This window comes from Oceanobacillus sp. FSL H7-0719 (assembly GCF_045040795.1).
In the GTDB taxonomy this organism is placed as follows: domain Bacteria; phylum Bacillota; class Bacilli; order Bacillales; family Amphibacillaceae; genus Oceanobacillus.
This window is the reverse complement of record NZ_CP150301.1, coordinates 1,498,058-1,522,990: the sequence shown is the minus strand read 5'-3', so window position 1 is coordinate 1,522,990 and position 24,933 is coordinate 1,498,058. Positions and strand designations below refer to the sequence as shown.

Sequence of the window (24,933 nt, the reverse complement as noted above, 5' to 3'; positions counted from 1 at the left end):
TGCGACACTTGAGCAGTAAAAAGGAAAACCTCTAACAGAGAAGTTTTCCTTTTTAGATTTATAAGCTTCTGCTAAAGTCCCCGCTATTTCCGCCGCTTTTCTCAAGTAAAAGTGTTTCGGAGACAATCATGCCTTTGTCGATTGCTTTACACATGTCGTAAACAGTAAGTGCTGTCACTGATGCAGCTGTCAATGCTTCCATTTCTACTCCTGTGCTGCCTACAGTTTTAACCTTTGCTATAATTACTAATTCATACCTGTCTATATCCGCTTCTTTCCATTCAAAAGAAATGGACACCCCGCTGATTGGAATAGGGTGGCACATTGGGATAAGGGAAGCGGTTTGTTTTGCCCCCATAATACCAGCTACTTCTGCGACACTTAAAACATCACCTTTTTTATTTCTTTGTTCTGTAATATTTTTATAGACTTCCTTTGTCATCTGGATTCCAGAACGAGCGACTGCAACCCTTGCTGTTTCAGCTTTATCTGAAATATCTACCATTCTTGCCCGTCCATCTTTATCAAAATGTGTAAACTCTGCCATTCATATCACCCCTGTTTTCTCCATTATCGTCTTCAACGTGTTCTTAACGTAATGATAGCATTCCATATAAAATATGGGTAGAAAAGAAATAAGTCTAAATGTGAAAACACTCACATTTTATTGTGAAATTATATACAAGTTTATCACTATAACCATAGTGATAATAGGCTTTGTTGCGCCATTGAATGTTCACAAACTAATGATAACAAGTGATTAAAATCACATTGAAAATGTTGATGCTAAATTATACTTGAATTACAGATAAGGAGAACCTTTCAGTCAAGCAGATAACAGTGCATGACCAGTAAGATTGACTGGGGGTCATTAAAACTTATCCTACAAAATTCATGAGGTGATAAAAATGATGAAAAAATTAAGTTATCGTGTTGGTATCGGTCTGGTCGCGAGTGCATTGTTGTTATCTGCATGTGGGGAATCATTAGATGAGACAGAACAAGTTCAGCCTGTTGACAAAGTTCAAGCAGCTGAAAAAACTGAAACAGAAATTATTAAACCACATCAGGATTTAAATCAAGAGCCAGTTCCTTTAGAAATGGAGCGGGACGGTACAGATGTTTACGTTAAAATGACCTCACAGATCACGGACATTGAAATTGCACCAGGTGAATTGTATAAAGCATGGACATTCAACGGAGAAGCTCCAGGGCCTGTTGTCGTAGTAAACGAGGGAGACACCATTCATTTTACATTAGATAATCTTGATCCAGCTATCCCGCACAGCATGGACTTTCATGCAGTTCACACAGCACCAGACAAGGGATTTGCTGATGTAGAACCAAATGAAGAAGGTACATTCTCTTATAAAGCTAACAGCCCAGGGGTATTTATGTATCATTGTGGAACGGACCCGGTTCTTTCTCACATTGCAAATGGTATGCATGGAGTAATTATCGTAAAACCAGCTGATGGTTATCCTACAGATAATGAGGTTGATAAGGAGTTTGTAATTATTCAAAATGAATGGTATAAATACAATGATCTAGATGATATGACAAATGGAAATCCATCTCAGGTTGTATTCTCTTCTAAATCATTTGAAGATGGGGATCAGCCAAACACAAATGGTACAACAACAGCATTAAAGGATGAGCCACTTCAAGCTAAAGTTGGCGACAAAGTTCGGTTTTATATCAATAACGTTGGCCCAAATGAAGTAAGTTCGTTTCACGTAATTGGAACAATTATGGAAGATGTCTATATGGATGGGCATCCAGCCAACCACTTAGAAGGCATGCAAACAGTTATGCTGCCAGCGAGTGGTGGAGCGGTAGTAGAATTTACTGTAACCGAGGCGGGGACATACCCATTCGTAACACATCAATTCAACCACGCGACAATAGGCGCAGTTGGTACAATTGAAGTAACTGAATAAAACCTTACAGAAAGCTCTAAACATTTCATGTAAAATGTTTAGAGCTTTTTATTATTGTCGCTTTTTGTAATAATAACGTATTTAAAAACAAAGATTCTGAAGGATGTGATAAATATCACATCTTTTTCGATTCACCTTATATAGGATGGAGAGCAAAGCAGCTAGTTTTATCAAAAAGAAAAGGAGTGAATGATAGTGTCAGGACCGGCATTAAAACATGTAGACAGTCATTCAGCAATCCATGAAGCAGCTTTGAATGAAGCGATTGAATTGAATGAAATACTTGAGAGCCTATTAAAAAATAACGAATTAGACAAAGGATTGGAAGTGGCTTATGTTGCAGTTGAACACTGGGAAACGAGAACCCTGAGACATGCTCAATCAGAAGAAGAGGGACTTTATAAAGAAATGGTTGAGGAAAAACCAGAACTGAAAGATTCGATTGTTGCTCTGACAAGGGATCATGATATACTCCGATTCATTGTAAAAGAAATCAAGGGGAAATTAGGAGAAGATGGCTTTAACGCAGAGGTCATGCAGCATTTTCATTCCTTAGTCATTGTTGATGAATATCATAATCAGGAAGAGGAACGGATATTGCCGCATCACTAAGTCAGTTAGGCAGGAAAGGATAGTGAAAATGAACAGAGAGAAACAATTAACTAAGGAAAGACCTCAATCTTTAAGAGTTGTTTCGCCACTGCTCTACCAATCTATTTTAATAGAGCTCGAGAAACAAAATATTCACTCATATGACGTGCAAATCGATGCAGTAAAAGGGAATAAGGGCATCCATATTATCTTGAAATACGGAGAAAGCTTTACACATCAAAAGGAACAATCTTTTACTAATCATGCAATTGAGAAAAACAGCTCTGAAATAGCCGAATTTGTGAAAAAGGCTGGAGAGACGTGTAAGGAAGTGATGATCAATGAATATTTTAAAATGATGCGACCGTAAGTCATTGTAAAAAGTTATTGTGACTGGGAGGAGAAAATGTGTTCCAATTTGAAGAAAATGCTGGTTTTGTACAAGACCGAGAAGATCTGCTATCGGTATTGCGTATGCGTTTTGGTGATTTGAATCCGGGTGTTATTGAATCAGTTTATGAACTAAATGACTTAGATACATTAGAAAGGCTGATATTAGTAGCAGCAAATGCTCCTAGTTTAAAAGTATTTTTAGAAGAGCTGGAAGAAGGCTCAGAAAGTTTTCGCATAATAGGAGACCGCTTCAATCCGATCGATACGATGTTCGAGGGGAGTGACATAAAGGGTGAAGAAAAGTAATAAACTGCTGGAATCATTGAAACATTTAAAAGAAGGAACACGAATAAATGAGGGCTGGACAGAGGAAAGTCCGAGACCAAGGGATGCAGAGGATATTTATCGCCGGAGATGGCAGCATGATAAGGTTGTCCGTTCAACACATGGAGTCAACTGTACTGGTTCTTGCAGCTGGAAAATTTATGTAAAAGATGGAATTATCACGTCAGAGACTCAGCAAACCGACTACCCGTCAACAGGTGATGACTTTCCAGAGTATGAACCGCGAGGCTGCCCGCGGGGAGCGAGTTTTTCATGGTACACATACAGTCCGATAAGGGTAAAGTATCCATATATGCGTGGGGATTTGTACAAATTATGGAAGGAAGAACGTGGGAAAACAGATGATCCAATTGCTGCATGGGAAAATATTGTTGGAAATCCCGAGAAGCGGGAGCGATTTGTCAAAGCACGAGGAAAAGGCGGATTTGTTCGTGCGGAGTGGCGTGATGTTTGCGAATTAATTGCGACTGCTTCCATTTATACAATTAAAAAATACGGACCAGATCGGATTGTTGGCTTTAGCCCGATACCTGCAATGTCAATGGTCAGCTATGCGGCTGGGACACGCTTTCTATCTTTAATTGGTGGAACAATTCTAAGCTTCTATGATTGGTATGCTGATTTGCCGCCAGCATCTCCTCAGGTCTGGGGCGATCAGACGGATGTACCGGAAAGTGCAGACTGGTATAATGCAAAGTATTTTATAATCTGGGGGACGAACTTACCGCAGACCAGAACACCGGATGCACATTTTATGGTAGAAGCAAGATATAACGGAACAAAGGTTGTTGGTGTCAGTCCAGACTATGCAGAATATGAGAAGTTTGCTGATGTGTGGCTGCCTGCACGTGCTGGGACGGATGGTGCGCTTGCTATGGCGATGACCCATGTTATCCTAAAGGAATTTTATGTAGAGAAAGAAACACCTTATTTCATTGACTATGTCAAAAAATTTACGGATTTGCCTTTCCTTGTCACGTTAACTGAAATGGATGGTGACTTTCGTACGGATCGTTTCTTAAGGTCATCTGATATTGGTGAAGAGCGTGAACTTGGCGAATGGAAAACAGTTGTCTGGGATGAACAGACGAAACAGCTGGAAGTGCCGAATGGCAGTCAGGGTTTTAGATGGGATAAAGGAAGTAAATGGAATTTAGAGTTGGATAAAGAGGATGGAACAACAATTGACCCTAAATTAAGTTTTATTGATATATCAGATGAAGTAGCACTCGTTACCTTTCCGAATTTCTCTGGAGAAGAAGGCGGCACTGTAGTTCGTGGAGTTCCAGTCAAGTATATCCCAGATCAACAGGGGAATGTCATCAAGGTGACGACAGTGTATGACTTAATGATGGCGCATACTGGTGTCAATCGTGATTTGCCTGGGGACTACCCCTCTGATTACCATGATCCAAAACCATATACACCTGCATGGCAGGAAAGTATTACAGGTGTCAATAAAAGTCATGTTATTCAGGTAGCAAAGGAATTTGCAGATAATGCCGCACGAACAAAAGGGAAATCAATGATTGCAATGGGTGGTGGAACCAACCATTGGTATCATAGTGATCAAATTTACCGTTCGATTTTAAATCTTATTTTACTGACAGGCTCTCAAGGAGTAAATGGTGGTGGCTGGGCACATTATGTTGGTCAGGAAAAAGTACGTCCACTTGAGGGCTGGCAGCAGGTTGCCTTTGCAGGTGATTGGGTTAAACCCCCACGACATCAGAATGGCACCTCTTATTTCTATTTTGCAACAGATCAATTCCGCTATGAGACAGAAATTAATAAAGAACAATCAAACTGGGGAGGAAAGTATAATTCCATGCATCCAGCTGATGTCAACGCATTGTCGGCAAGACTGGGTTGGCTTCCATCTTTTCCTCAGTTCACCCAGAATTCAATTGATCTTGTGAAAGAAAGCAGAGAAAGAGGCGCAAAGACGGACAAGGAAGTAATTGCAGATATCCTTCAGCAAATTAAGGATGGAAAAATTGATTGGGCAATTGAAAATCCCGATGATCCAAAGAACTTTCCGAGAGTATTTTTTAACTGGCGTTCCAATTTATTAGGTGACAGTGGAAAAGGACATGAATACTTTGCAAGACACTTAATTGGCGGTGAAGATCAAATTTTAACGGATACAAAGAATTCTTGGCAGCCTGAAGTGGTGAATGCACAAGGTGAAGCACCTCGAGGCAAGGTGGATCTTCTGGTCAGTATCGATTTTAGAATGACAAGCTCAGGGTTATTTTCTGACATAGTGCTTCCTGCTGCAACTTGGTATGAAAAATTTGATATCAGCAGCACGGATATGCATCCATTTGTGCACCCGTTTAATGCAGCGATTTCCCCACCATGGCAGGCAAAAAGTGACTGGATTACATTTCGTGAAATTGGAAAAGTGTTTTCAGAGCTAGCTGAAAAACATTTGCCAAAAACAGAAGAACTAATGATGACACCGCTGGGACATGACACTATTGGAGAAATTGCGCAGCCGCTTGGTAAAATTAAAGATTGGCGAGAAGGGGAAGTTGAGGCTATTCCAGGAAAAACGATGCCAAATCTGCAAATTGTTCCCCGTGATTACCCAAATGTCTATCAAATGATGACAACAATTGGCCCAAACATTAAAAAAGGCTATGGTACGAAAGGGGTAATGATTGATGGAGAAAATGTCTATAAAGAATTAAGCAGCCGTCTTGGTATCTCGAAAAGGGAAGGTATTGGTAAAGGAAAGCCAAATTTATTTACAGATGTTCAGGCGATTAATGCTATTCTTCTGATGTCTGGTGCTACTAACGGGAAGCGTGCAGTTGAAGGCTGGAAATCTTTAGAAGCAAAAACAGGTCAAAAACTTACGGAAATTGCAGCAGCCAGAGAAGAAGAAGATTTCACATTGGATGATTTGACTGCACAACCGCGACATGCGATATCTACTCCTGTTTGGAGCGGTTTGGAGAAGGATAATCGCCGCTATTCTCCATTTACGGTCAATACAGAATATAAGCTTCCTTGGCATACTTTAACCGGCAGACAAAGCTTTTACCTTGATCACGAAATGATGCTGGATTTTGGTGAGGGATTGCCATTATATTTACCGCCGCTTTCACATGGGCCATTTTTAAAAAATGAAAAAGGTGTAGAGGAAAATGGCAAATCAATTACGGTGAGGTATTTAACACCACATCAAAAATGGGGCATTCATACGATGTTTACGGACACGACAATGATGGCTCAATTATTTAGAGGTCAGCAGGTTGTCTGGATGAATGAAAAAGATGGTGCTTCAATTGGGATTAAAGATAATGACTGGATTGAAGTTTATAACCGGAATGGAGCAATTGCAGCAAGGGTTGTACTCACCTATCGGCTCCCGACAGGCATGGCATATATGTATCATGCACAGGATCGTACTTTAGGTGTGCCAGGGACAGCAATAAATAAAAAACGCGGCGGCACTCATAACAGTGTTACACGGATTTCTCTAAAACCGACTCATATGATTGGCGGGTACTCTCAGTTGAGCTATGGCTTTAATTATTATGGTCCCACTGGTCATCAGCGCGATACAATTGCTGTGATCAGAGGACTCAAGGAGGTAGATTGGCTTGAGAATTAAAGCGCAGGTTGCAATGGTGATGCATTTAGATAAGTGTATCGGCTGTCACACTTGCTCTGTGACTTGTAAAACAACGTGGACGAATCGTCCTGGGACAGAATATATGTGGTTTAATAATGTGGAAACTCGGCCAGGCCCTGGCTATCCCAAACAATGGGAAGATACAGATCGTTTTAAAGGCGGATGGGAATTAAGAAACGGCAAATTAAAGCTTAAAGCTGGTGGACCCATTTCGAAGCTGGCTAATATTTTTTACAATCCGGATATGGCGAATATGGATGACTTTTATGAACCATGGACATATGATTATGATCATTTAATTCACAGTCCTAAAAAAGAAAATGTACCTGTTGCTAGACCGATGTCACAAATTACCGGGAAATATATTGATAAACCGGAGTGGGGCTCGAACTGGGATGATGATTTGGCTGGCGGAAGTGAAATTGTGCCACTTGATCCAAACGTGGAAAAGCTTCAAGAACATATTTCAATGGAATATGAAAAAACGTTTATGATGTATTTACCAAGAATCTGTGAACACTGTCTAAATCCGTCCTGCGTAGCATCATGTCCTTCAGGCGCGCTCTATAAGCGTGATGAGGATGGGATTGTGCTTGTAGATCAAGATGCTTGCAGAGGCTGGCGTTTCTGTATGAATGGATGTCCATATCATAAAGTTTATTATAATTGGAGCACGCATAAAGCGGAAAAATGTAACTTTTGTTATCCGAGAACAGAAGCAGGCCTACCAACAATTTGTTCGGAAACTTGTGTTGGACGAATTCGTTATATTGGTGTTGTTTTATATGATGCTGACAAAGTAAAAGAAGCCGCATCTGTTCCAGACCCACAAGATTTGTATGAGGCACAACTGGATTGCTTTCTCGATCCTTTTGACCCAGAAGTGCAAGAAGAGGCAAGAAAAGCGGGAATTAATGATGCCTGGATTGAAGCTGCAAAAGAATCGCCAGTTTATAAAATGGCAATAAAGTGGAAAATCGCACTGCCATTACATCCGGAATACCGTACAATGCCAATGGTTTGGTATGTTCCGCCATTAAGTCCGATTATGAATCATATTACAAATGAAGAGGAACTGGATACAAATGGCTACATACCAGCAGTAGATCAAATGCGCATACCGATGGAGTATTTGGCTTCCCTTTTATCTGCTGGCGATACAGCAGTTATCCGAAAGGTTTTGCTGAAATTGACTGCGATGAGAGCTCATATGCGCGGGAAAACGGTTGGTGGAATAGACGAATTCAGACAAAGTGAATTAGTGAAAGAAGCGGAGACGAATCCCGAAGAAATCGAAGAAATGGCACGACTGCTCGGTGTGGCAAAATATGATGAGCGTTTTGTTATACCTACAGGCCGCAGAGAAATGGACGATGATTTGTACTATAGCCAAGGTGCTTGCAGTCTGGAAGATTTAGCTCCTCCTGAGGGGGTTACATTGGAATCGTTTGGAGGCAGAAATCTATGATAAAGCGAGAAGAAACAGCAGTGCTTATCATTGCATCCCGCCTTCTAAGTTATCCAGATGAAACGTTCCCTGCCTATGAATCGGCAATGGATGAGCTTACAGCTGAGGAAGTTCAATCGAAGGACTTAAAGCAGCAGCTGAAAAAAAGCTATAGAGCTCTTTTCCAGCTTTCTCGACAGGAACGGAGTGAAACGTATGTGGCAACTTTTGATTTAAAGTCAAAGCTCGGGCTGTATTTAACTGCACATGAGCTCGGCGACAGTTCAAAAAGGGGAGCTGCCCTTATTAAGCTGCAAAAAATGATAAATCAAGCTGGGTTTGAAAGAGAAGGAGATGAACTGGCTGATTATATACCGATGCTGCTTGAATTTTTAGCAATTGCTCCACTAACGAAGGACCATGAGCGGTTATCTCGCCGGCTTGCTGTGGCAGTCCAAAGAATGCTGAACCATATTGAAGATACAAATCCCTATCAAGCAATTCTCTATGTTTTAATGCGTTTTGTATTTCCTGTTCCTACGAAAGAGGAAGTTGAAAAATTAGAATTTGACAGAGAAGAAGCTGATTTAGAAGAATTGCCTTTCCCTATTATGTATCAATAGGGAAAGGTCACTAAAAACGAAGGAGGAACAGATATGACCGGAATATTCTGGTGGGTCATATTCCCTTATATAACAGGGCTTATCATGATAATTGGACTCCTTTATCGTTATGCTTTCAGACAATTAACCTGGGCAGCTCCGTCGACAGAATTCTTTGAGAAGAAATGGCTGCGTATAGGCTCTCCATTATTTCACTGGGGCATCATTTTAGCCTTTATTGGGCATGTAATGGGGATGGTTATTCCGATGAGCTTCTATCAGGCGATTGGCGTAACAGATCATATGTATCATTTGGGTGCAATCTATGGTGGCGGACTTGCCGGTTTAATGGTAGTCGCAGGTCTGATTATCCTGTTAATTCGCAAGATGATAATTGATCCTGTTCGTATACATGCTACCTTTGCTGATTTTTTTACGGTAATTGCTTTGATTGTTGTTTCGGGAATTGGAACTTATATGACGATAGTGTACAATACGACGGTGGGTGCCTATGAATATCGCGACACAATCGGTGTTTGGTTTCGAAGCTTGTTTGTTTTTCAGCCGCAATATGAGCTGATGGAAAATGTTCCAGTTATTTTTAAATTGCATGTAATTGCTGCGTTTGGGCTGATTGCATCGATTCCATTTACCCGGCTGATTCATTTTTACAGTATTCCTGTGAAATATCCAACACGAGCACCGCAGCAATACCGCTCACGAACAGGCTACCGGAACAAAAGTTCATAAATGGCTATCTTTTAAATTGTTCCCTGTTTCTCCGGGAAACCTGCAAGCCCATTCACAATGCTCTTTTCGTGGGAGTATTGTGAATGGGCTTGCTTCATGTTGATAAATTAATTTTATACTCAGGTATTTGATTTCCTGACTTTCAGGAGGATAGGATAGCCAGAGTATATTAGTTTGTAATAATTACAGTCTGCACAGTTCGATTGGGCACTTTTCGCAGCGGTTAATTTCTTTTAAAGCGGTGATATCCAATATTTCAATTCTGCCGTTTGCGGTTTGGATTAAACCATCTTTTTTAAAAACAGAAAGCAGACGATTCACGGTCTCACGTGTTGCGCCAATTAAATTTGCTAAATCATAGTTTGTAAACTTCTCAGTTATAAGAATAGTATTACCACGCTGAATTCCATATGTATTTGCGGCTCGAACAAGAATAGAAGCAAGTGCACCATTTTTTCCATATAATAATAAATCACGTAATTTAAGCTGGACATAACGACGGATTTGACTTTGCCATTGTGTAAATTCTGCAGCCAGCTCCATATCCTGCTTTAACAATAATTCTAACTCATTCTGTTGAATAACCCCGACTTCCGAGTATTCAATCACTTGTGCAGAAAAACTATTAGATTGGACATTTGTTGCATCGTATTCACCAAATAAGTCGCCAGGAAAATAAAGAGACAGTGTTAAATCCTTTCCTGATTCATTTAATTTAGTCAGCTTAACTTTTCCGTCTAGTAAATAATATAAACTATTATTTACATCACCTTCCCAGAAAACATTTGATCCTTCCTGATACTGCCCGACATACATGATTTCTTTCAAACGGTTCATACAATGAATCGAAAAATCTTTTGTATTGGCTTCTACAGCTAGTTGGGTGTATACATTCATTTAGACTTGCTCCTTTCAAGTACGTAAAGGGAGGAATAAAACGAAATTTTATATTTATGTTAATAACTTTAAGGTACTATAACCGTTATATTGAATATTTAAACTAATTTAATAATACCAAAATAAATTAAAATAAAAAACCGTACGCAATCAAATCATTCAATCGATTGCATACGATTATAGAATTTAACTTAGTTTCATTTACTTTGAGAAATCGGATTTTGAGATATCATTAAATATGCCAACATAATACTGGATTTCACCAGTATTCGTCTTTACTGGACTGATAGAAAGCCAGCCTTGATAGATTTCACCGCTCTTTCGTTTATTCCATATTTGACCTTCCCAGTATCCGTATTCCTGGATTGAATTCCACATCTCTTGGTAAAAGTCTTTCCCATGTTTACCAGAATGGAGTATTGTTGGCTTATTGCCAATCGCCTCTTCCTTTGTATAACCAGTAATTCTTGTAAATGCTGGATTTACATTGCGAATGGTTAAATTTCTTGTTGTAACCATAATACCTTCAACTGTGTCTTCAATAATTTTGCGTTCAATATTTATTTTATCCTGGAAATACATAAATACTACAATTACAAAACTCACTAAGGCTAGTTCTGATAAAAGCATAAAAGCTATTGCGTGGTGACCTGTTATGCTGCTGACGGCTGTCAACAAAAGTGGCGGGAAGAAGCCGCCAAGTCCTCCCATTGCGGATACAATTCCGTTTACAATTCCAGCCTGGCTGGAAAAATAGAGCGGGACGAGCTTGAAAATCGTTCCATTGCCGATCCCAACAGTAATTGCAACAACAAGCGCACCAACTGTGTACCATGCAATATTTGGTGAGAAGGATAGAAGAATCCCTGAAAATGTCACTCCAATAAAGGTGACCATTAAAATGACAAATGGGTTAAATTTATCTCCTAAAAATCCGCCTAGTGGACGCAGTAATGTAGCGATTCCTATGAAAATAGCTGTTCTTATTCCTGCATCGATTGGTTCGAGTCCAAAATTTTCAACAAGGAAGCTAGGTAAAAACATAGTAAATGCAACAAATGCTCCAAATGTAATGAAATAGAACAGGCTGAGAAACCAGAGTGTGGAATTGCGGTAAACTCCTTTGATTTGTTCCATCATTGATTTCCTTACTTTCTCTTCATTTTTATCACCGAATATAAAAATGAGCAAAGAAAATATAATGAGAATGACTAAGAATAGCCTTACTGTATTGATCCAACCGATTGATGCGGCAATGATTGGTGCACCAAACGTCGTTATAGCTGTACCGATATTACCAACACCATATATTCCGTTTATAAAACCATGTTTTTCTTTAGGGAAATACTTTGGCAAGGAAGTAACCCCAATCGAAAAGGTTGCACCGCCAACTCCAAGCAGCAGTCCGCCAATAACTAAGTCAATAAAAGAATTTGCCATACTAATGAAGAATACAGGGAATAATAGAATTAGAAAGCTAGTTAGAAATATAATTCTAGCTCCTAATCGATCTGTATAAAAACCGATTGGTATCCGTAATAAGGAACCTAAGATTACGGGAATTGCAGTAACCAAAGATGCTTGTCCAGAAGTTAAAGCAATATCTTTCTGAATGTAGGACATAAGGGAAGAGATTAAGACCCAGATCATAAAACCTACAACAAGACTCGACGTTTGCAATGAAAGCTGTGCAGTTGGTTTTTTCATCATATCTTTTCTTTCCTTTCACGTTCAATTATTTATTAATCGTTTTTATTTTAAACAATGAACATGATAGAAAGATGTAAGAAATGTCACAAAACAGATTGAATTTACTTTAATATCCACTTGGAACTGCTGATAACATTAATGCAGGGTAATATGAATTTTGCAGTTTTTCAATTCGACTGAAGGTCCACGGTACAATTGCTCCTCTCTTCAAGGGCAGTCAGGTGACCACGATGAATAATTTTTTAGCTAGCTGTGATGTAATCCAGCAACGAAATTTAAACCTGGTATTTTAGGGTAATACTATAATAATAAAGAAATGTAATAAAAATCGAATATGCGTTCGTTTTTATTTAATTTATCGCTCTATATGTGTTAAAATAATAAGTAGATATTTAGAACGGAGGCATAACTAGTGAAAGAAAAATTTGAACTTGTATCTAAATATGAACCAGCTGGCGACCAGCCGAATGCAATAAATGAACTTGTTGAAAGGGTGCTGGCAGGCCAGCGCCATCAAACATTGTTAGGTGCTACGGGTACAGGAAAAACGTTTACTGTATCGAATGTTGTGAAGGAAATTAATCGTCCGACTTTAGTGATTGCTCATAACAAGACTTTAGCCGGGCAGTTATACAGTGAGTTCAAGGAGTTTTTTCCGAATAATGCTGTCGAATACTTTGTCAGTTATTATGATTATTATCAGCCGGAAGCATACGTTCCCTCTACAGATACATTTATTGAAAAAGACGCTAGTATCAATGATGAGATAGATAAATTGCGGCACTCTGCAACAACGGCCTTATTTGAGCGTGAGGATGTACTTGTTGTTGCAAGTGTGTCTTGTATATATGGGTTAGGTAATCCGGAAGAATATCGCAGTCAAGTGTTATCCCTTCGTATGGGAATGGAAAAAGACCGGGATCAGCTGCTAAGAGATTTAGTTGATATTCAATATGCAAGAAATGATATTGAGTTTCAGCGCGGAACATTCCGGGTTCGGGGTGACTCTGTTGAAATTATTCCTGCTTCCCGGGAAGAGCATTGTTTGCGGATTGAATTTTTCGGTGATGAAATTGATCGAATTCGTGAAGTAGACGCACTTACTGGTGAGATTATTGGTGATCGCGAACATGTGGCTATTTTCCCGGCGTCTCACTTCGTTACGCGGGAAGATAAAATGAAAATCGCAATTCAAAATATCGAAAATGAACTGGAAGAGCGACTGAAGGAATTCAGAGCAGAAAATAAATTGCTTGAGGCGCAGCGTATCGAACAGCGGACACAGTATGATTTGGAAATGATGCGGGAAATGGGTTTTTGTTCAGGGATTGAGAACTATTCACGCCATTTAACATTGAGAGAATCAGGTGCGACGCCATATACACTTATCGATTATTTTCCAGAGGACTTTCTTGTAGTAATTGATGAATCGCATGTTACATTACCGCAAATCCGTGGAATGTACAATGGAGACCAAGCGCGTAAACAAGTGCTGGTGGATCATGGGTTTCGTCTGCCCTCAGCTTTAGACAACCGTCCATTGCGGTTTGAGGAATTTGAAGAGAAAACGAAACAGCTCATCTATGTATCGGCAACCCCAGGACCATTTGAATTAGAGCATACACCAGAAATGACAGAACAAATTATTCGTCCAACAGGTCTTTTAGATCCGGAAATAGAAGTAAGGCCAATTGAAGGTCAAATTGATAATTTGATTGAAGAAATTAATATCCGGACTGCCCGCAATGAACGTGTGCTAGTAACGACATTGACGAAAAAAATGTCTGAGGATCTTACGGATTACTTAAAAGAACTTGGTATTAAAGTGGCCTATTTACATTCTGAAATAAAAACACTTGAGCGAATTGAAGTTATCCGAGATCTGCGAATTGGAAAATTTGATGTTTTGATTGGAATTAACCTGTTGCGTGAAGGGTTAGATATACCAGAAGTATCACTTGTAACAATCCTTGATGCAGATAAAGAAGGCTTCTTGCGTTCAGAAAGATCGCTTATTCAGACTATGGGAAGAGCGGCACGTAATGAAAATGGCGAAGTTATTATGTATGCTGATAAAATTACGGACTCTATGCAAAAGGCGATGGATGAAACAAACCGAAGACGAGAAATTCAAATGGCTTACAATGAGAAGCATAATATTACACCGAAGACCATTAAGAAGGAAGTTCGTGATGTAATTAAGGCAACATTCGCAGCAGAGGAACAGGAAGATTATGGCAAGAAAATCACAAGTTTCTCTCAAGTTACCAAGAAAAATCGTCCACAGGTTATCGAGCAGCTTGAAAAAGAAATGCGAGAAGCTGCAAAAGCTCTTGATTTTGAAAAAGCAGCGGAGCTTCGTGACGTTGTTTTTGAACTTAAAGCGGAAGGATGAACGTCGTTATGACAAGTAAACAAATAGTAGTGCAAGGAGCCAGAGCACATAATTTAAAAAATATTGATGTTTCCATACCTAAAAATAAGTTAGTCGTTGTGACTGGTTTATCAGGGTCTGGTAAATCATCTCTGGCCTTTGATACGATATATGCCGAAGGGCAAAGAAGATATGTTGAATCGCTCTCAGCTTATGCCAGACAGTTCTTGGGACAGACCAATAAGCCTGACGTTGATTTAATTGAAGGACTGTCGCCGGCAATTTCAATTGATCAGAAAACAACAAGCAACAATCCGCGATCGACAGTTGCGACAGTTACGGAAATCTATGATTATTTGCGACTGTTATATGCGCGCATTGGCCATCCAACTTGTCCAATTCACGGAATCGAGATATCCTCACAAACTATCCAGCAAATGGTTGACCGTGTTATGGAATATCCGGAAAGGACGAAAATGCAAATTCTCGCACCAGTAGTTTCCGGCCGTCGCGGTGAGCATGTAAAAGTAATTGAAAAGCTGCGTCAGGAAGGGTATGTTCGTTTGCGCATTGGCGGAGAAATGCGAGAAATCAGTGAAGAAATTAAACTGGAAAAAAATAAAAAGCATTCTATTGAAGTTGTAATTGACAGGATTGTAGTGAAGGACAATATTGAATCACGCCTTGCTGACTCGATTGAAACTGGGCTTGGCTTAGGCGAGGGGAAAATAATTGTAGATGTTATTGGGGAAGAAGAGCTTGTTTTCAGTGAAAACCACTCCTGTCCAATTTGCGGTTTTTCTATAGGAGAAATCGAACCGCGACTATTTTCATTTAACAGTCCGTTCGGGGCCTGTCCTACTTGTGATGGATTAGGTACAAAGCTTGAAGTAGATCTGGAACTGGTTATTCCTGATTGGGATTTGACTCTGAATGAGCATGCGATTGAGGCGTGGAAGCCAATCAGTTCGCAATATTATCCGCAATTATTAAAGAGTGTTTGTGAGCATTATAATATCGACATGGATATCCCTGTTAAGGACATTCCAAAAGAACAGATGGACATTATTTTATATGGCAGCGGAAAGGAAAAAATCCGTTTCTATTTTAAAAATGACTTTGGCAAGATTCGTGATGTTGAGATTGTTTTCGAAGGTGTAATAAATAATTTAGACCGAAGATATAGAGAAACATCATCCGACTTTACAAGGGAAACGTTAGAGAAATTCATGGCAGTAAATAAATGTAAAACATGCAAAGGCTATCGCTTGAAAAAAGAAGCATTATCCATACTTGTTGATGGCAAGCATCTTAGTCTGATAACCGAGTATTCTGTTGCGGAAGCGATGGAGTTTTTTAGAAATCTAAAGATGTCGGAAAAGGAAAAGCAGATTGCAAGACTTGTTCTAAAAGAGATAGATAACCGGCTTGAGTTTTTATATAATGTTGGGCTTGATTACTTAACGTTATCGAGAGCTGCGGGAACATTGTCCGGCGGCGAAGCGCAGAGGATTCGTCTGGCAACACAGATTGGGTCAGCGTTAACAGGTGTTTTATATGTTCTTGACGAGCCCTCAATTGGACTGCATCAGCGTGATAATGACAAGTTGATTGAGTCACTAAAAAATATGCGGGATATGGATAATACTTTAATTGTAGTTGAACATGATGAAGATACGATGCTTGCAGCGGACTGGCTAATTGATATCGGACCTGGAGCAGGTCAGCATGGCGGGGAAATTATTGCCAGTGATACACCGGAAAACGTGATGAAGAATGATGAATCATTAACTGGACGCTATTTATCGGGTAAGGAATTTATCCCGCTCCCAGCTAAGAGACGAAAAGCTGATAAACGTTATATTGAAGTTGTTGGGGCACAGGAAAATAACCTGAAAAATGTTAATGCCAAAATTCCGATTGGTTTAATGACTGCTGTGACAGGTGTTTCAGGCTCTGGGAAGAGTACCCTTGTTAATGAAATTATTTATAAAGGTCTATCATCCAAGCTTTATCGTGCCAAGCATAGAAAGCCTGGCAAACATAAGGAGATCAAAGGGATTGAACATATTGAAAAAATTATTGATATAGATCAATCACCAATCGGCAGGACACCGAGGTCGAATGCAGCAACTTACACGGGAGTATTCGATGATATTCGGGATGTTTATGCACAAACGAATGAAGCAAAAATCCGCGGATATAAGAAGGGGCGTTTCAGCTTTAATGTTAAAGGCGGACGCTGCGAAGCTTGCAGAGGTGACGGGATCATCAAGATAGAAATGCATTTCCTGCCAGATGTATATGTCCCTTGTGAAGTTTGCCATGGGAAACGCTATAATCGGGAAACATTAGAAGTAAAGTATAAAGGTAAGAGTATTGCAGACATTTTAGATATGCGAATTGAAGAAGCGCTAGAATTCTTTAGTGCAATTCCGAAAATCAAACGGAAAATTCAAACTCTAAATGATGTAGGACTTGGTTATGTGACACTAGGCCAACCAGCTACAACTTTATCTGGTGGAGAGGCGCAGCGGGTAAAACTGGCGAGTGAGCTGCATAAGCGTTCGAATGGAAAGTCACTCTATATTTTGGACGAGCCGACTACAGGACTGCATGCTCATGATATCCGCCGCTTGTTAGATGTTCTGCATCGTCTCGTTGACAATGGAGATACGGTACTCATCATTGAGCATAATCTCGATGTGATTAAAACCGCTGACCATGTTATTGACCTTGGACCAGAAAGTGGTCAAGGCGGCGGTCAAATCATTGCGACAGGAACTCCGGAAGCAATTGCTAAAAAAGCAGATATCTCTTATACAGGTAAATATTTAAAATCAATTCTTGAACGCGACCAAAAGCGAATGGAAGCAAGAGTAAAAGAAATAGAGGCAGTAAAATAAATAAGAGGAACAGCATTACAGAAAAATGCTGTTCCTTTTATTATATGAAGGTGGAGATTCAAAGAAAAGGAATACTTTATCTTTGACTGGAACCAGTGCTTTCGTTACATTAAAGAAGTAATTAGTCAGGGGGAATAGAAATGAAACCAATTAATATTGCTGAGGTGCAAGCGCAGTTCGATAAATTTATTAATAAAACAGTTTATGTTCATCTGGAAACAACGACAGGAATGTATGCTAGCTTGATGGATAAGGATGCATTTACAGTAGGCGCGTTTATCCGAAACGCAGAAGTGAAATTTACCAATGCAAAAATTGTACAATCAGGAAACGCTTATCGTGCCGGCTTAAAAATGGAAATGGGCTGGGTTTATGCAGAAGGTCTCACCGATTGGACGCTTCATGAGGATCAGCTATTACTGGCAGGCCATGACCATGAAGGCCGGCTGCTCGTTGCTCTTGAAATCAGCGAACGGCCATTTCGCTACTAATGCTAGTATTAAAACTGTAAATAGATTATATGTATAAAAAATAGGGAATAGGTGATATGTATGAATAAACATGTTGTAGTAATCTATCCACATCCTGATGACGAATCATTTGGTGCGGCGGGCAGTATCCTGCAATTTCGCGAGGATGGAATTCCGGTCACGTATCTTTGCGGTACATTGGGAGAAATGGGGAGAAACATGGGCAAGCCAAATATTGCCAGCCGAGAGACATTGCCTCAGGTAAGAAAAGAGGAGCTGAAGAGAGCTTGTGAAGTTCTTGATATAAATCTTGAGATGCTTGGTTATCGTGATAAAACATTAGAATTTGAGGACCGTAATATGGTTGCTTTACATTTAAAAGAATTTCTTGATAAAATACAACCGCATTTAGTTATTACCCACTATCCAGAACATGCTGTACACCCAGATCATAATGCGCTCGGTGCTGCTGCTATTCAAGCGGTTCAGATGATGGAGGAGGGTGACCGGCCTGAAGTTTGGGCACAAGCAATCACGAATGATTTTCTGGAGGTGCTTGGAACGCCAGAAGTCATAAATGATATCTCAAAGCACAGTGAGAAAAAGATGGAAGCTATTTTTTGTCATGCATCTCAAGCGAATGGTGTGCTATCACAATTTAAACAAAGAGAAACTCTTGACCCGAGAATAGAAAATGAAGTACAGCGAAGATTCAGTATTGAACAATTCTATATTTGGAAATTTACGGATTAAATATATTGCGGCAATGAAACTATTTGATTGTTTTTATCGTATGAAGAGATAAAGACTTATAACAACAGGAGGGATATTTATGAAAAAGCTTTATCGCTCAACAGATAATAAATATGTGGCAGGTGTTTTTGGAGGGCTTTCTGATTACTTCAATGTCGATGCAAATCTTTTACGCTTAATCTTTGTTATTTGTTTAATTCCAAGCTTTTTTACATTTGCACTTATCTATCTCGTTGCGGTTGTAATTATTCCTAAAGATATGGAGATTTATTAATGATGAGATTCATTTTAACAGTCATCCTTAATACAGTCGCATTGCTAATTGTCAATCAGATATTTGATTCTTTTTATATTGCAGGAATTGGAACTGCTATTTTGGCAAGTATTGTATTAGCGATACTAAATGTTATTTTAAAGCCGATACTCATTATATTTACATTGCCGATTACAATATTGACCTTAGGGTTTTTCTTATTAGTGATTAATGCAATTACGCTGTTTGCAGCACAAGCGATTATTGGAGATTCTTTTGTTATCGATGGTTTTGGTATAACATTCATTGCTTCCATTTTAATATCAATAATAACACTGGTGCTGGGTGGATTGATTAAAGATTAATCAGGAATATATTTGCCTGCTCAATTTAAGGTTTACTAATCGTAGGTCAACAGCCTACGATTTTTGTTTTTTCTGTGCTACAATAAAGTGAAACTTCTTTATGAAATTATTCAGACATACATACGATAATATTCAAGCAAAATTCTTCAACAATGGAGGGAACAAAGCAATGACGGTAACCGTACGAACAAAGGATTTGCTGGAAAATTTCAATTTAACGCTTGTAGCTGGAGCAGATGGAATTAACCGTGAAATAATTACAAGTGATATCTCGCGACCAGGAATAGAAATGACGGGTTATTTTAATTATTATCCAAAAGAAAGGCTTCAGCTGATTGGGCGAACTGAAATGGCATACTTTTTGGATTTGGACAAAGAGGCACAGCGTGACAGAGCAGAAAAACTTTGTTCAAGCATCACACCAGGAATTGTCTTTTCACGAGGGATGGACATCCCCGGGGTATTTATTGAAGCGGCAAATCAGGCTAGTGTACCTCTATTGCGATCACCACGTAAAACAACACGAGTTATCAGCCGATTAACAAATTATCTTGAAGAAAAATTTGCACCAACAACCTCAATTCATGGTGTGCTGGTTGATATATATGGTGTTGGTGTACTAATTATTGGACAAAGCGGTGTCGGGAAAAGTGAGACAGCACTTGAATTAGTAAAACGCGGACATCGTCTTGTTGCAGATGACAGTGTGGAAATCCGGCAGGAAGACTATGATAGTCTAATTGGCAGCTCACCTGCCATACTTGAACATATGCTGGAAATCCGCGGAATAGGCATCATCGATGTAATGACTTTATTTGGTGCTGGTGCAGTCCGAACAAGCAAATATATTTCAGTTGTTATAAATCTGGAAAATTGGGTTGAAGATAAACAATATGACCGGTTAGGGCTGGATGAAGATAAGATGCAAATTATGGACGTTCATCTGCCAAAAGCAACCATTCCTGTTAGACCCGGAAGAAATCTGGCGGTCATTATTGAAGTAGCAGCAATGAATTTCCGCTTAAAAAGAATGGGATTCAATGCAGCTCAAGACTTTTCTGAACGTTTAACGGATTTAATTCAAAAAGAAAAAGACATATTAGACTAGGGGGAACGTCTTTGATTTATACTGTGCAGCCACTTGACCGTGTAATGTTGGAAATAGGGCCATTTACGATTTATTGGTATGGTGTAATTATAGCGTCTGGTGCATTATTAGGGATTTATTTAGCAATGAGAGAAGCAGAACGACTTGGCTGGAAAAGAGATTTAATTATTGACTTTGTTGTATTTGCTATTCCGATTGCAATAATATCAGCAAGACTTTTTTATGTGTTTTTTGAATTTGACCGTTATGTTAACGGACCGCTATGGAAGGTTATTGCCATCTGGGAAGGCGGAATTGCAATACATGGGGCCGTTTTTGGCGGTGTACTTACAGCGATTATTTTTTCGCGTGTAAGAAATATCTCTTTCTGGAAGCTAGCAGATATTATTGCCCCGAGTTTGATTCTTGGCCAGGCAATTGGACGCTGGGGTAATTTCATGAACCAAGAGGCGCATGGTGGACCAGTTTCAGAAGCAGCGTATAATAATTTCCTGCAATACCTGCCAGATTTTATTATGAATCAAATGACAATCGGCGGTGTCATGTATCACCCGACTTTCTTATACGAATCTGCTTGGAACATCCTTGTTTTTGCTTTTCTGATTTTATTGAGAAAATATAATTTATTGCGTGGAGAAATATTCTTGAATTACCTGATCTTTTACTCGATAGGACGATTCTTTATTGAAGGGTTGCGCACAGACAGCCTGTATATTATTGAAGGCTTAAGAACAGCCCAGGTGGTGTCTGTAACACTTATTGTTCTTGCAATTATCCTGATTATCTATCGACGTAAATCGGGCGCTGAAACAGCAAGATACCTTGATTTGCCTGAAAGGAAAAAGAAAAAAACACATAATAAAAATGCGAAGAAAAGTAAAAAGAAACGTTAATAGTTAGTTGTTTCTTGAACTTTAGTAAAGGTGAAAAGTGATTGAAAAGGAAAGGAAAGAGAATATGAGTATTCGTACGATACTGTTTGATTTGGATGGAACCTTAATAGATACTAATCAATTAATTATGGCCTCCTTTAGACATACATTTAATTATTTTAAATTGAATTTTACTGATGAGCAGATTGTGGCGTTTAATGGACCGCCGCTTGTTGATACATTCATGAAGATTGATCCATTAAGAGCGAATGAGATGGTAGAGACATATCGGACGCATAATCATCTTGAGCATGATAATTATGTAGAAGCGTTTCCCAAAGTAGTGGAAACACTAAAAGCTTTAGAAGGTATGGAAATAAAGCTTGGAATTGTTTCTACCAAGATGGCAAAAGGAGTACATATGGGATTGGCGCATACGGGTATTACGGATTTTTTCGACTCGATTATAACTTTTGATGATGTGGCAAATCCTAAACCACATCCAGAGCCAGTGTTTAAGGCGATTCAGGAATTAGATGCAGATGTTCACTCCACATTAATGGTTGGAGATAATTTTCACGATATAGTTGCGGGACAGAATGCTGGTGTTCAAACAGCTGCAGTTGCATGGTCGCAAAAAGGAAGAGATCATTTATTAACATATAAACCAACTTTTATGCTGGAGAATATGACGGATCTTCTGCAGATAGTGGATGGTAAGTGATGCGAAAAACAGAGCGTTTCGATGTGAAGGAAGCAAATTCACTCTGGCAAATTTACAAAACAGTTTCCTTTTGGAAGGTCGTAAAAAACTTTATAGTCATTCAAGCTGCTCGTTATACACCATTTCTTGGAGTGAAAAACTGGATGTATCGCAGTTTTTTAAGAATGAAAGTCGGAAAAGAGACTGCATTTGCCTTAATGGTTATGCCAGATATAATGTTTCCGGAAAAAATAACAGTAGGTAATAACACGATTATTGGCTACAATACGACAATTCTCGCACATGAGTATTTAATTAAGGAATATCGAATCGGCGAAGTAATTATTGGTGATGAGGTTTTAATTGGGGCGAATACAACGATTTTACCAGGTGTTAAAATTGGCGATGGTGCGACCGTTTCAGCGGGGGCCCTAGTACATAAAGATGTACCTGCTGGAGCATTTGTAGGCGGGAATCCGATGAAAGTGATTTATACAAGAGAAGAACAAGAACGGCGTGCAATAGCTGAAAAGGTGGATGAGTAAAATGGAAATACCTTCAGGTGTAATTCCGGCAATACGAAGGATGAAGGACTTTGAAAAAGTGCTGCAATCCAATCACGACACAGTTGTCTTTCTTGAATCGAGAGTATCCCAGCTTAAAAGCATTGTAAAGTATACGAGGCAGGAGAATAAGAAGATTTTACTTCATTTTGATTTGATACAAGGATTAAAGGCTGATGAATATGGCATGGAATACTTAATCCACGAGGTGAAACCGGACGGAATTTTATCTACACGTGGAAATGTGATTGCGCTTGCTAAGAAGCATAAGCTGCTCGCAATCCAACGTTTATTCCTCTTAGATAGTACTGCATTGGATCAAAATATAAAGCTGGTAGAAAAATTTCAGCCAGATTGTGTAGAAGTAATGCCAGGCCTTATTCCGGATATGATTTCCGAAATTCATGAGGTAACCAAACTCCCAATTATAGCTGGCGGTTTGATAAAGAAAGAGGAGCAAGTGAATGCTGCGTTGCGTGCAGGAGCGACAGCGATAACAACATCGGAAAAACAACTATGGTCTCTCTAAATATATAAAATTAATAATTTGATACAGGGGTGATTGGGTGAGCGAGAAATATATTTTAGCTTTAGATCAAGGGACGACGAGTTCGCGAGCCATTTTATTTAATGGGTCAGGAGAAATCGTCATGTCTGCTCAGCATGAATTTGAACAGTTTTTTCCACATCCCGGCTGGGTAGAGCATGATGCAAATGAAATATGGACATCGATACTAGCTTGTGTAGCAGAGGTATTGCGCAAGGCTGATATTAATCCTGAGCAGATTGCGGGGATAGGAATTACAAATCAGCGGGAAACAGCGGTGGTCTGGGATAGAACTACTGGTAAACCGATTTACCATGCAATTGTCTGGCAATCGAGACAAACAGAAGAAATTTGTAAAGAGATAGCTGATGCAGGGTATGAAGATATGATTCGAGAAAAAACAGGCTTGCTCATCGATCCTTATTTTACTGGGACAAAAGTAAAATGGATTTTAGACAATGTCGAAGGTGCGCGTGAAAAAGCGGAGAAAGGTGAGCTGCAATTTGGTACAATTGACAGCTGGCTAATCTATAAACTATCTGGCCGAAAAGTACATGTAACTGATTATTCCAATGCCTCTCGGACAATGATGTTTAATATTCATGATCTCAAATGGGATGATGAGCTTTTGGAAATGCTGCAAGTGCCTAAGAGCATGCTGCCAGAGGTGAGGGAGTCATCGGAGATTTATGCACATACAGTCAACTATCACTTTTTTGGACACGAAGTTCCCATTGCGGGAATTGCTGGTGATCAGCAGGCAGCATTATTTGGACAAACCTGCTTTGAAAAAGGAATGGCAAAAAATACATATGGTACAGGCTGTTTTATGTTGCTTAATACTGGAGAAGAAGCTGTTGCCTCTGAACATGGCTTGCTTACTACAATAGCTTGGTGTATGAATGGTAAGGTTGAATACGCTTTAGAAGGCAGTGTGTTTGTTGCAGGATCTGCAATTCAGTGGCTGCGTGATGGTTTAAAGCTTATTGAAAGTGCACCGGAAACTGAAATTCTTGCAAATAGTGTGTCCTCGAGTGAAGGGGTTTATATGGTACCTGCATTTGTAGGTCTTGGAACCCCATATTGGGATAGTGATGCTCGAGGAGCAATATTTGGCTTAACACGGGGTACAACAAAAGAACATCTTGTTCGAGGGACATTGGAGTCACTTGCTTATCAGACGAAAGATGTGCTTGATGCAATGATAAAAGACTCTGGGATTGAGCTAAAGACACTTCGTGTTGACGGTGGAGCAGTAAAAAATAATCTGCTGATGCAATTTCAAAGTAATTTGCTTGATGTTCCCGTTGAACGTCCGGTTGTCCAAGAAACAACTGCACTCGGAGCAGCATATCTTGCAGGCTTAGCCGTTGGTTTTTGGAAGCATAAAGATGAGCTTGCTGAGCTGTGGAAGAGAGAAGCGAACTTTACCAATGAAATGAACCAAGAAGAACGTGATTCTCTTTACCAAGGCTGGCAAAATGCAATACAAGCAACAAGAATGTTTAAATAAATAACTCACCTATCATAACCGATGGTTTTTGCCGATAATTTTAAATTCTGGTATTGCGATACAAGCTGTTTTAACAATTAATTGGTGCAAGTTGAGTAAATTAATACAAAAAGATGCAGATTAGTGTTATACTGAAAATAAGTTAATAAAAGGACGGAGAAATGGAGAAACCGCAAAAGCAGCTA

Annotated in this window: 23 protein-coding genes; 20 read left to right on the top strand and 3 right to left on the bottom strand. The window is 39.4% G+C overall.

Annotated elements, in window-relative coordinates; translation table 11 throughout:
• Positions 1–58 precede the first annotated feature (58 nt).
• The gene (moaC, locus tag NST93_RS08080; protein ID WP_405102956.1) at positions 59–547 is read right to left on the bottom strand and encodes a cyclic pyranopterin monophosphate synthase MoaC; all 489 of its coding nucleotides are present in this window, start codon (positions 545–547) and stop codon (positions 59–61) included.
• Between the two features lie 361 nt (positions 548–908).
• On the opposite strand from moaC, the gene NST93_RS08075 reads away from it, so the two are divergent.
• The 8 genes from NST93_RS08075 to narI all read left to right on the top strand — a co-directional run bounded on the left by NST93_RS08075 (position 909) and on the right by narI (position 9,714).
• Positions 909–1,940: a multicopper oxidase domain-containing protein gene (locus NST93_RS08075; protein WP_405102954.1), complete on the top strand. Its 1,032-nt coding sequence runs from the start codon at positions 909–911 to the stop codon at positions 1,938–1,940.
• A gap of 189 nt (positions 1,941–2,129) precedes the next feature.
• On the top strand, positions 2,130–2,552 hold the full coding sequence (locus NST93_RS08070; RefSeq protein WP_405102952.1) for a hypothetical protein: 423 nt from the start codon (positions 2,130–2,132) through the stop codon (positions 2,550–2,552).
• 22 nt (positions 2,553–2,574) lie between these two features.
• Positions 2,575–2,901 carry a hypothetical protein gene (locus tag NST93_RS08065; RefSeq protein ID WP_405102950.1) on the top strand — a complete coding sequence of 109 codons (327 nt, stop codon included), beginning with the start codon at positions 2,575–2,577 and terminating at the stop codon, positions 2,899–2,901.
• A gap of 38 nt (positions 2,902–2,939) precedes the next feature.
• On the top strand, positions 2,940–3,230 hold the full coding sequence (locus NST93_RS08060) for a hypothetical protein (RefSeq protein WP_405102948.1): 291 nt from the start codon (positions 2,940–2,942) through the stop codon (positions 3,228–3,230).
• Positions 3,217–6,894, top strand: coding sequence for a nitrate reductase subunit alpha (locus tag NST93_RS08055; protein ID WP_405102946.1), 3,678 nt, complete (start codon positions 3,217–3,219; stop codon positions 6,892–6,894). The genes NST93_RS08060 and NST93_RS08055 overlap by 14 nt, the downstream gene beginning before the upstream one ends.
• The gene (gene narH / locus NST93_RS08050) at positions 6,884–8,383 is read left to right on the top strand and encodes a nitrate reductase subunit beta (RefSeq protein ID WP_405102944.1); all 1,500 of its coding nucleotides are present in this window, start codon (positions 6,884–6,886) and stop codon (positions 8,381–8,383) included. Before NST93_RS08055 ends, narH begins: the two co-directional genes overlap by 11 nt.
• Positions 8,380–8,985: a nitrate reductase molybdenum cofactor assembly chaperone gene (narJ, locus tag NST93_RS08045; protein WP_405102942.1), complete on the top strand. Its 606-nt coding sequence runs from the start codon at positions 8,380–8,382 to the stop codon at positions 8,983–8,985. The genes narH and narJ overlap by 4 nt, the downstream gene beginning before the upstream one ends.
• A gap of 33 nt (positions 8,986–9,018) precedes the next feature.
• Positions 9,019–9,714, top strand: coding sequence for a respiratory nitrate reductase subunit gamma (narI, locus tag NST93_RS08040; protein ID WP_405102940.1), 696 nt, complete (start codon positions 9,019–9,021; stop codon positions 9,712–9,714).
• Between the two features lie 183 nt (positions 9,715–9,897).
• On the opposite strand, the gene NST93_RS08035 is transcribed toward narI, so the two are convergent.
• On the bottom strand, positions 9,898–10,611 hold the full coding sequence (locus NST93_RS08035) for a Crp/Fnr family transcriptional regulator (RefSeq protein ID WP_405102938.1): 714 nt from the start codon (positions 10,609–10,611) through the stop codon (positions 9,898–9,900).
• A gap of 201 nt (positions 10,612–10,812) precedes the next feature.
• Entirely contained in the window at positions 10,813–12,321 is a 1,509-nt protein-coding gene (locus NST93_RS08030; RefSeq protein WP_405102936.1) for an MFS transporter, read from the bottom strand.
• Positions 12,322–12,733: 412 nt separating this feature from the next.
• On the opposite strand from NST93_RS08030, the gene uvrB reads away from it, so the two are divergent.
• The 12 genes from uvrB (at position 12,734) to glpK (ending at position 24,748) form a co-directional block, all read left to right on the top strand.
• On the top strand, positions 12,734–14,716 hold the full coding sequence (gene uvrB / locus NST93_RS08025; RefSeq protein WP_405102934.1) for an excinuclease ABC subunit UvrB: 1,983 nt from the start codon (positions 12,734–12,736) through the stop codon (positions 14,714–14,716).
• An 8-nt stretch (positions 14,717–14,724) separates the two neighbouring features.
• Positions 14,725–17,601 carry an excinuclease ABC subunit UvrA gene (gene uvrA / locus NST93_RS08020; protein ID WP_405102932.1) on the top strand — a complete coding sequence of 959 codons (2,877 nt, stop codon included), beginning with the start codon at positions 14,725–14,727 and terminating at the stop codon, positions 17,599–17,601.
• A 140-nt stretch (positions 17,602–17,741) separates the two neighbouring features.
• Entirely contained in the window at positions 17,742–18,092 is a 351-nt protein-coding gene (locus NST93_RS08015) for a YojF family protein (RefSeq protein WP_405102930.1), read from the top strand.
• A gap of 60 nt (positions 18,093–18,152) precedes the next feature.
• Positions 18,153–18,824, top strand: a complete 672-nt coding sequence (gene bshB2 / locus NST93_RS08010; RefSeq protein ID WP_405102929.1) for a bacillithiol biosynthesis deacetylase BshB2 — start codon at positions 18,153–18,155, stop codon at positions 18,822–18,824.
• A 79-nt stretch (positions 18,825–18,903) separates the two neighbouring features.
• Positions 18,904–19,098 carry a PspC domain-containing protein gene (locus NST93_RS08005; protein WP_405102927.1) on the top strand — a complete coding sequence of 65 codons (195 nt, stop codon included), beginning with the start codon at positions 18,904–18,906 and terminating at the stop codon, positions 19,096–19,098.
• Positions 19,098–19,442 carry a phage holin family protein gene (locus NST93_RS08000; RefSeq protein ID WP_405102925.1) on the top strand — a complete coding sequence of 115 codons (345 nt, stop codon included), beginning with the start codon at positions 19,098–19,100 and terminating at the stop codon, positions 19,440–19,442. The genes NST93_RS08005 and NST93_RS08000 overlap by 1 nt, the downstream gene beginning before the upstream one ends.
• Positions 19,443–19,611: 169 nt before the next feature.
• Positions 19,612–20,550, top strand: a complete 939-nt coding sequence (gene hprK, locus NST93_RS07995) for an HPr(Ser) kinase/phosphatase (RefSeq protein ID WP_405103800.1) — start codon at positions 19,612–19,614, stop codon at positions 20,548–20,550.
• A gap of 11 nt (positions 20,551–20,561) precedes the next feature.
• Positions 20,562–21,443, top strand: coding sequence for a prolipoprotein diacylglyceryl transferase (lgt, locus tag NST93_RS07990; RefSeq protein ID WP_405102923.1), 882 nt, complete (start codon positions 20,562–20,564; stop codon positions 21,441–21,443).
• A 64-nt stretch (positions 21,444–21,507) separates the two neighbouring features.
• Complete coding sequence (gene ppaX / locus NST93_RS07985; RefSeq protein WP_405102921.1) at positions 21,508–22,146, top strand: pyrophosphatase PpaX; 639 nt, start codon at positions 21,508–21,510, stop codon at positions 22,144–22,146.
• The gene (locus NST93_RS07980; RefSeq protein ID WP_405102919.1) at positions 22,146–22,670 is read left to right on the top strand and encodes an acyltransferase; all 525 of its coding nucleotides are present in this window, start codon (positions 22,146–22,148) and stop codon (positions 22,668–22,670) included. Before ppaX ends, NST93_RS07980 begins: the two co-directional genes overlap by 1 nt.
• A gap of 1 nt (position 22,671) precedes the next feature.
• Positions 22,672–23,217 carry a glycerol-3-phosphate responsive antiterminator gene (locus tag NST93_RS07975; protein ID WP_405102917.1) on the top strand — a complete coding sequence of 182 codons (546 nt, stop codon included), beginning with the start codon at positions 22,672–22,674 and terminating at the stop codon, positions 23,215–23,217.
• Positions 23,218–23,254: 37 nt separating this feature from the next.
• Positions 23,255–24,748: a glycerol kinase GlpK gene (gene glpK, locus NST93_RS07970; RefSeq protein WP_405102915.1), complete on the top strand. Its 1,494-nt coding sequence runs from the start codon at positions 23,255–23,257 to the stop codon at positions 24,746–24,748.
• The last annotated feature ends 185 nt before the right edge of the window (positions 24,749–24,933 follow it).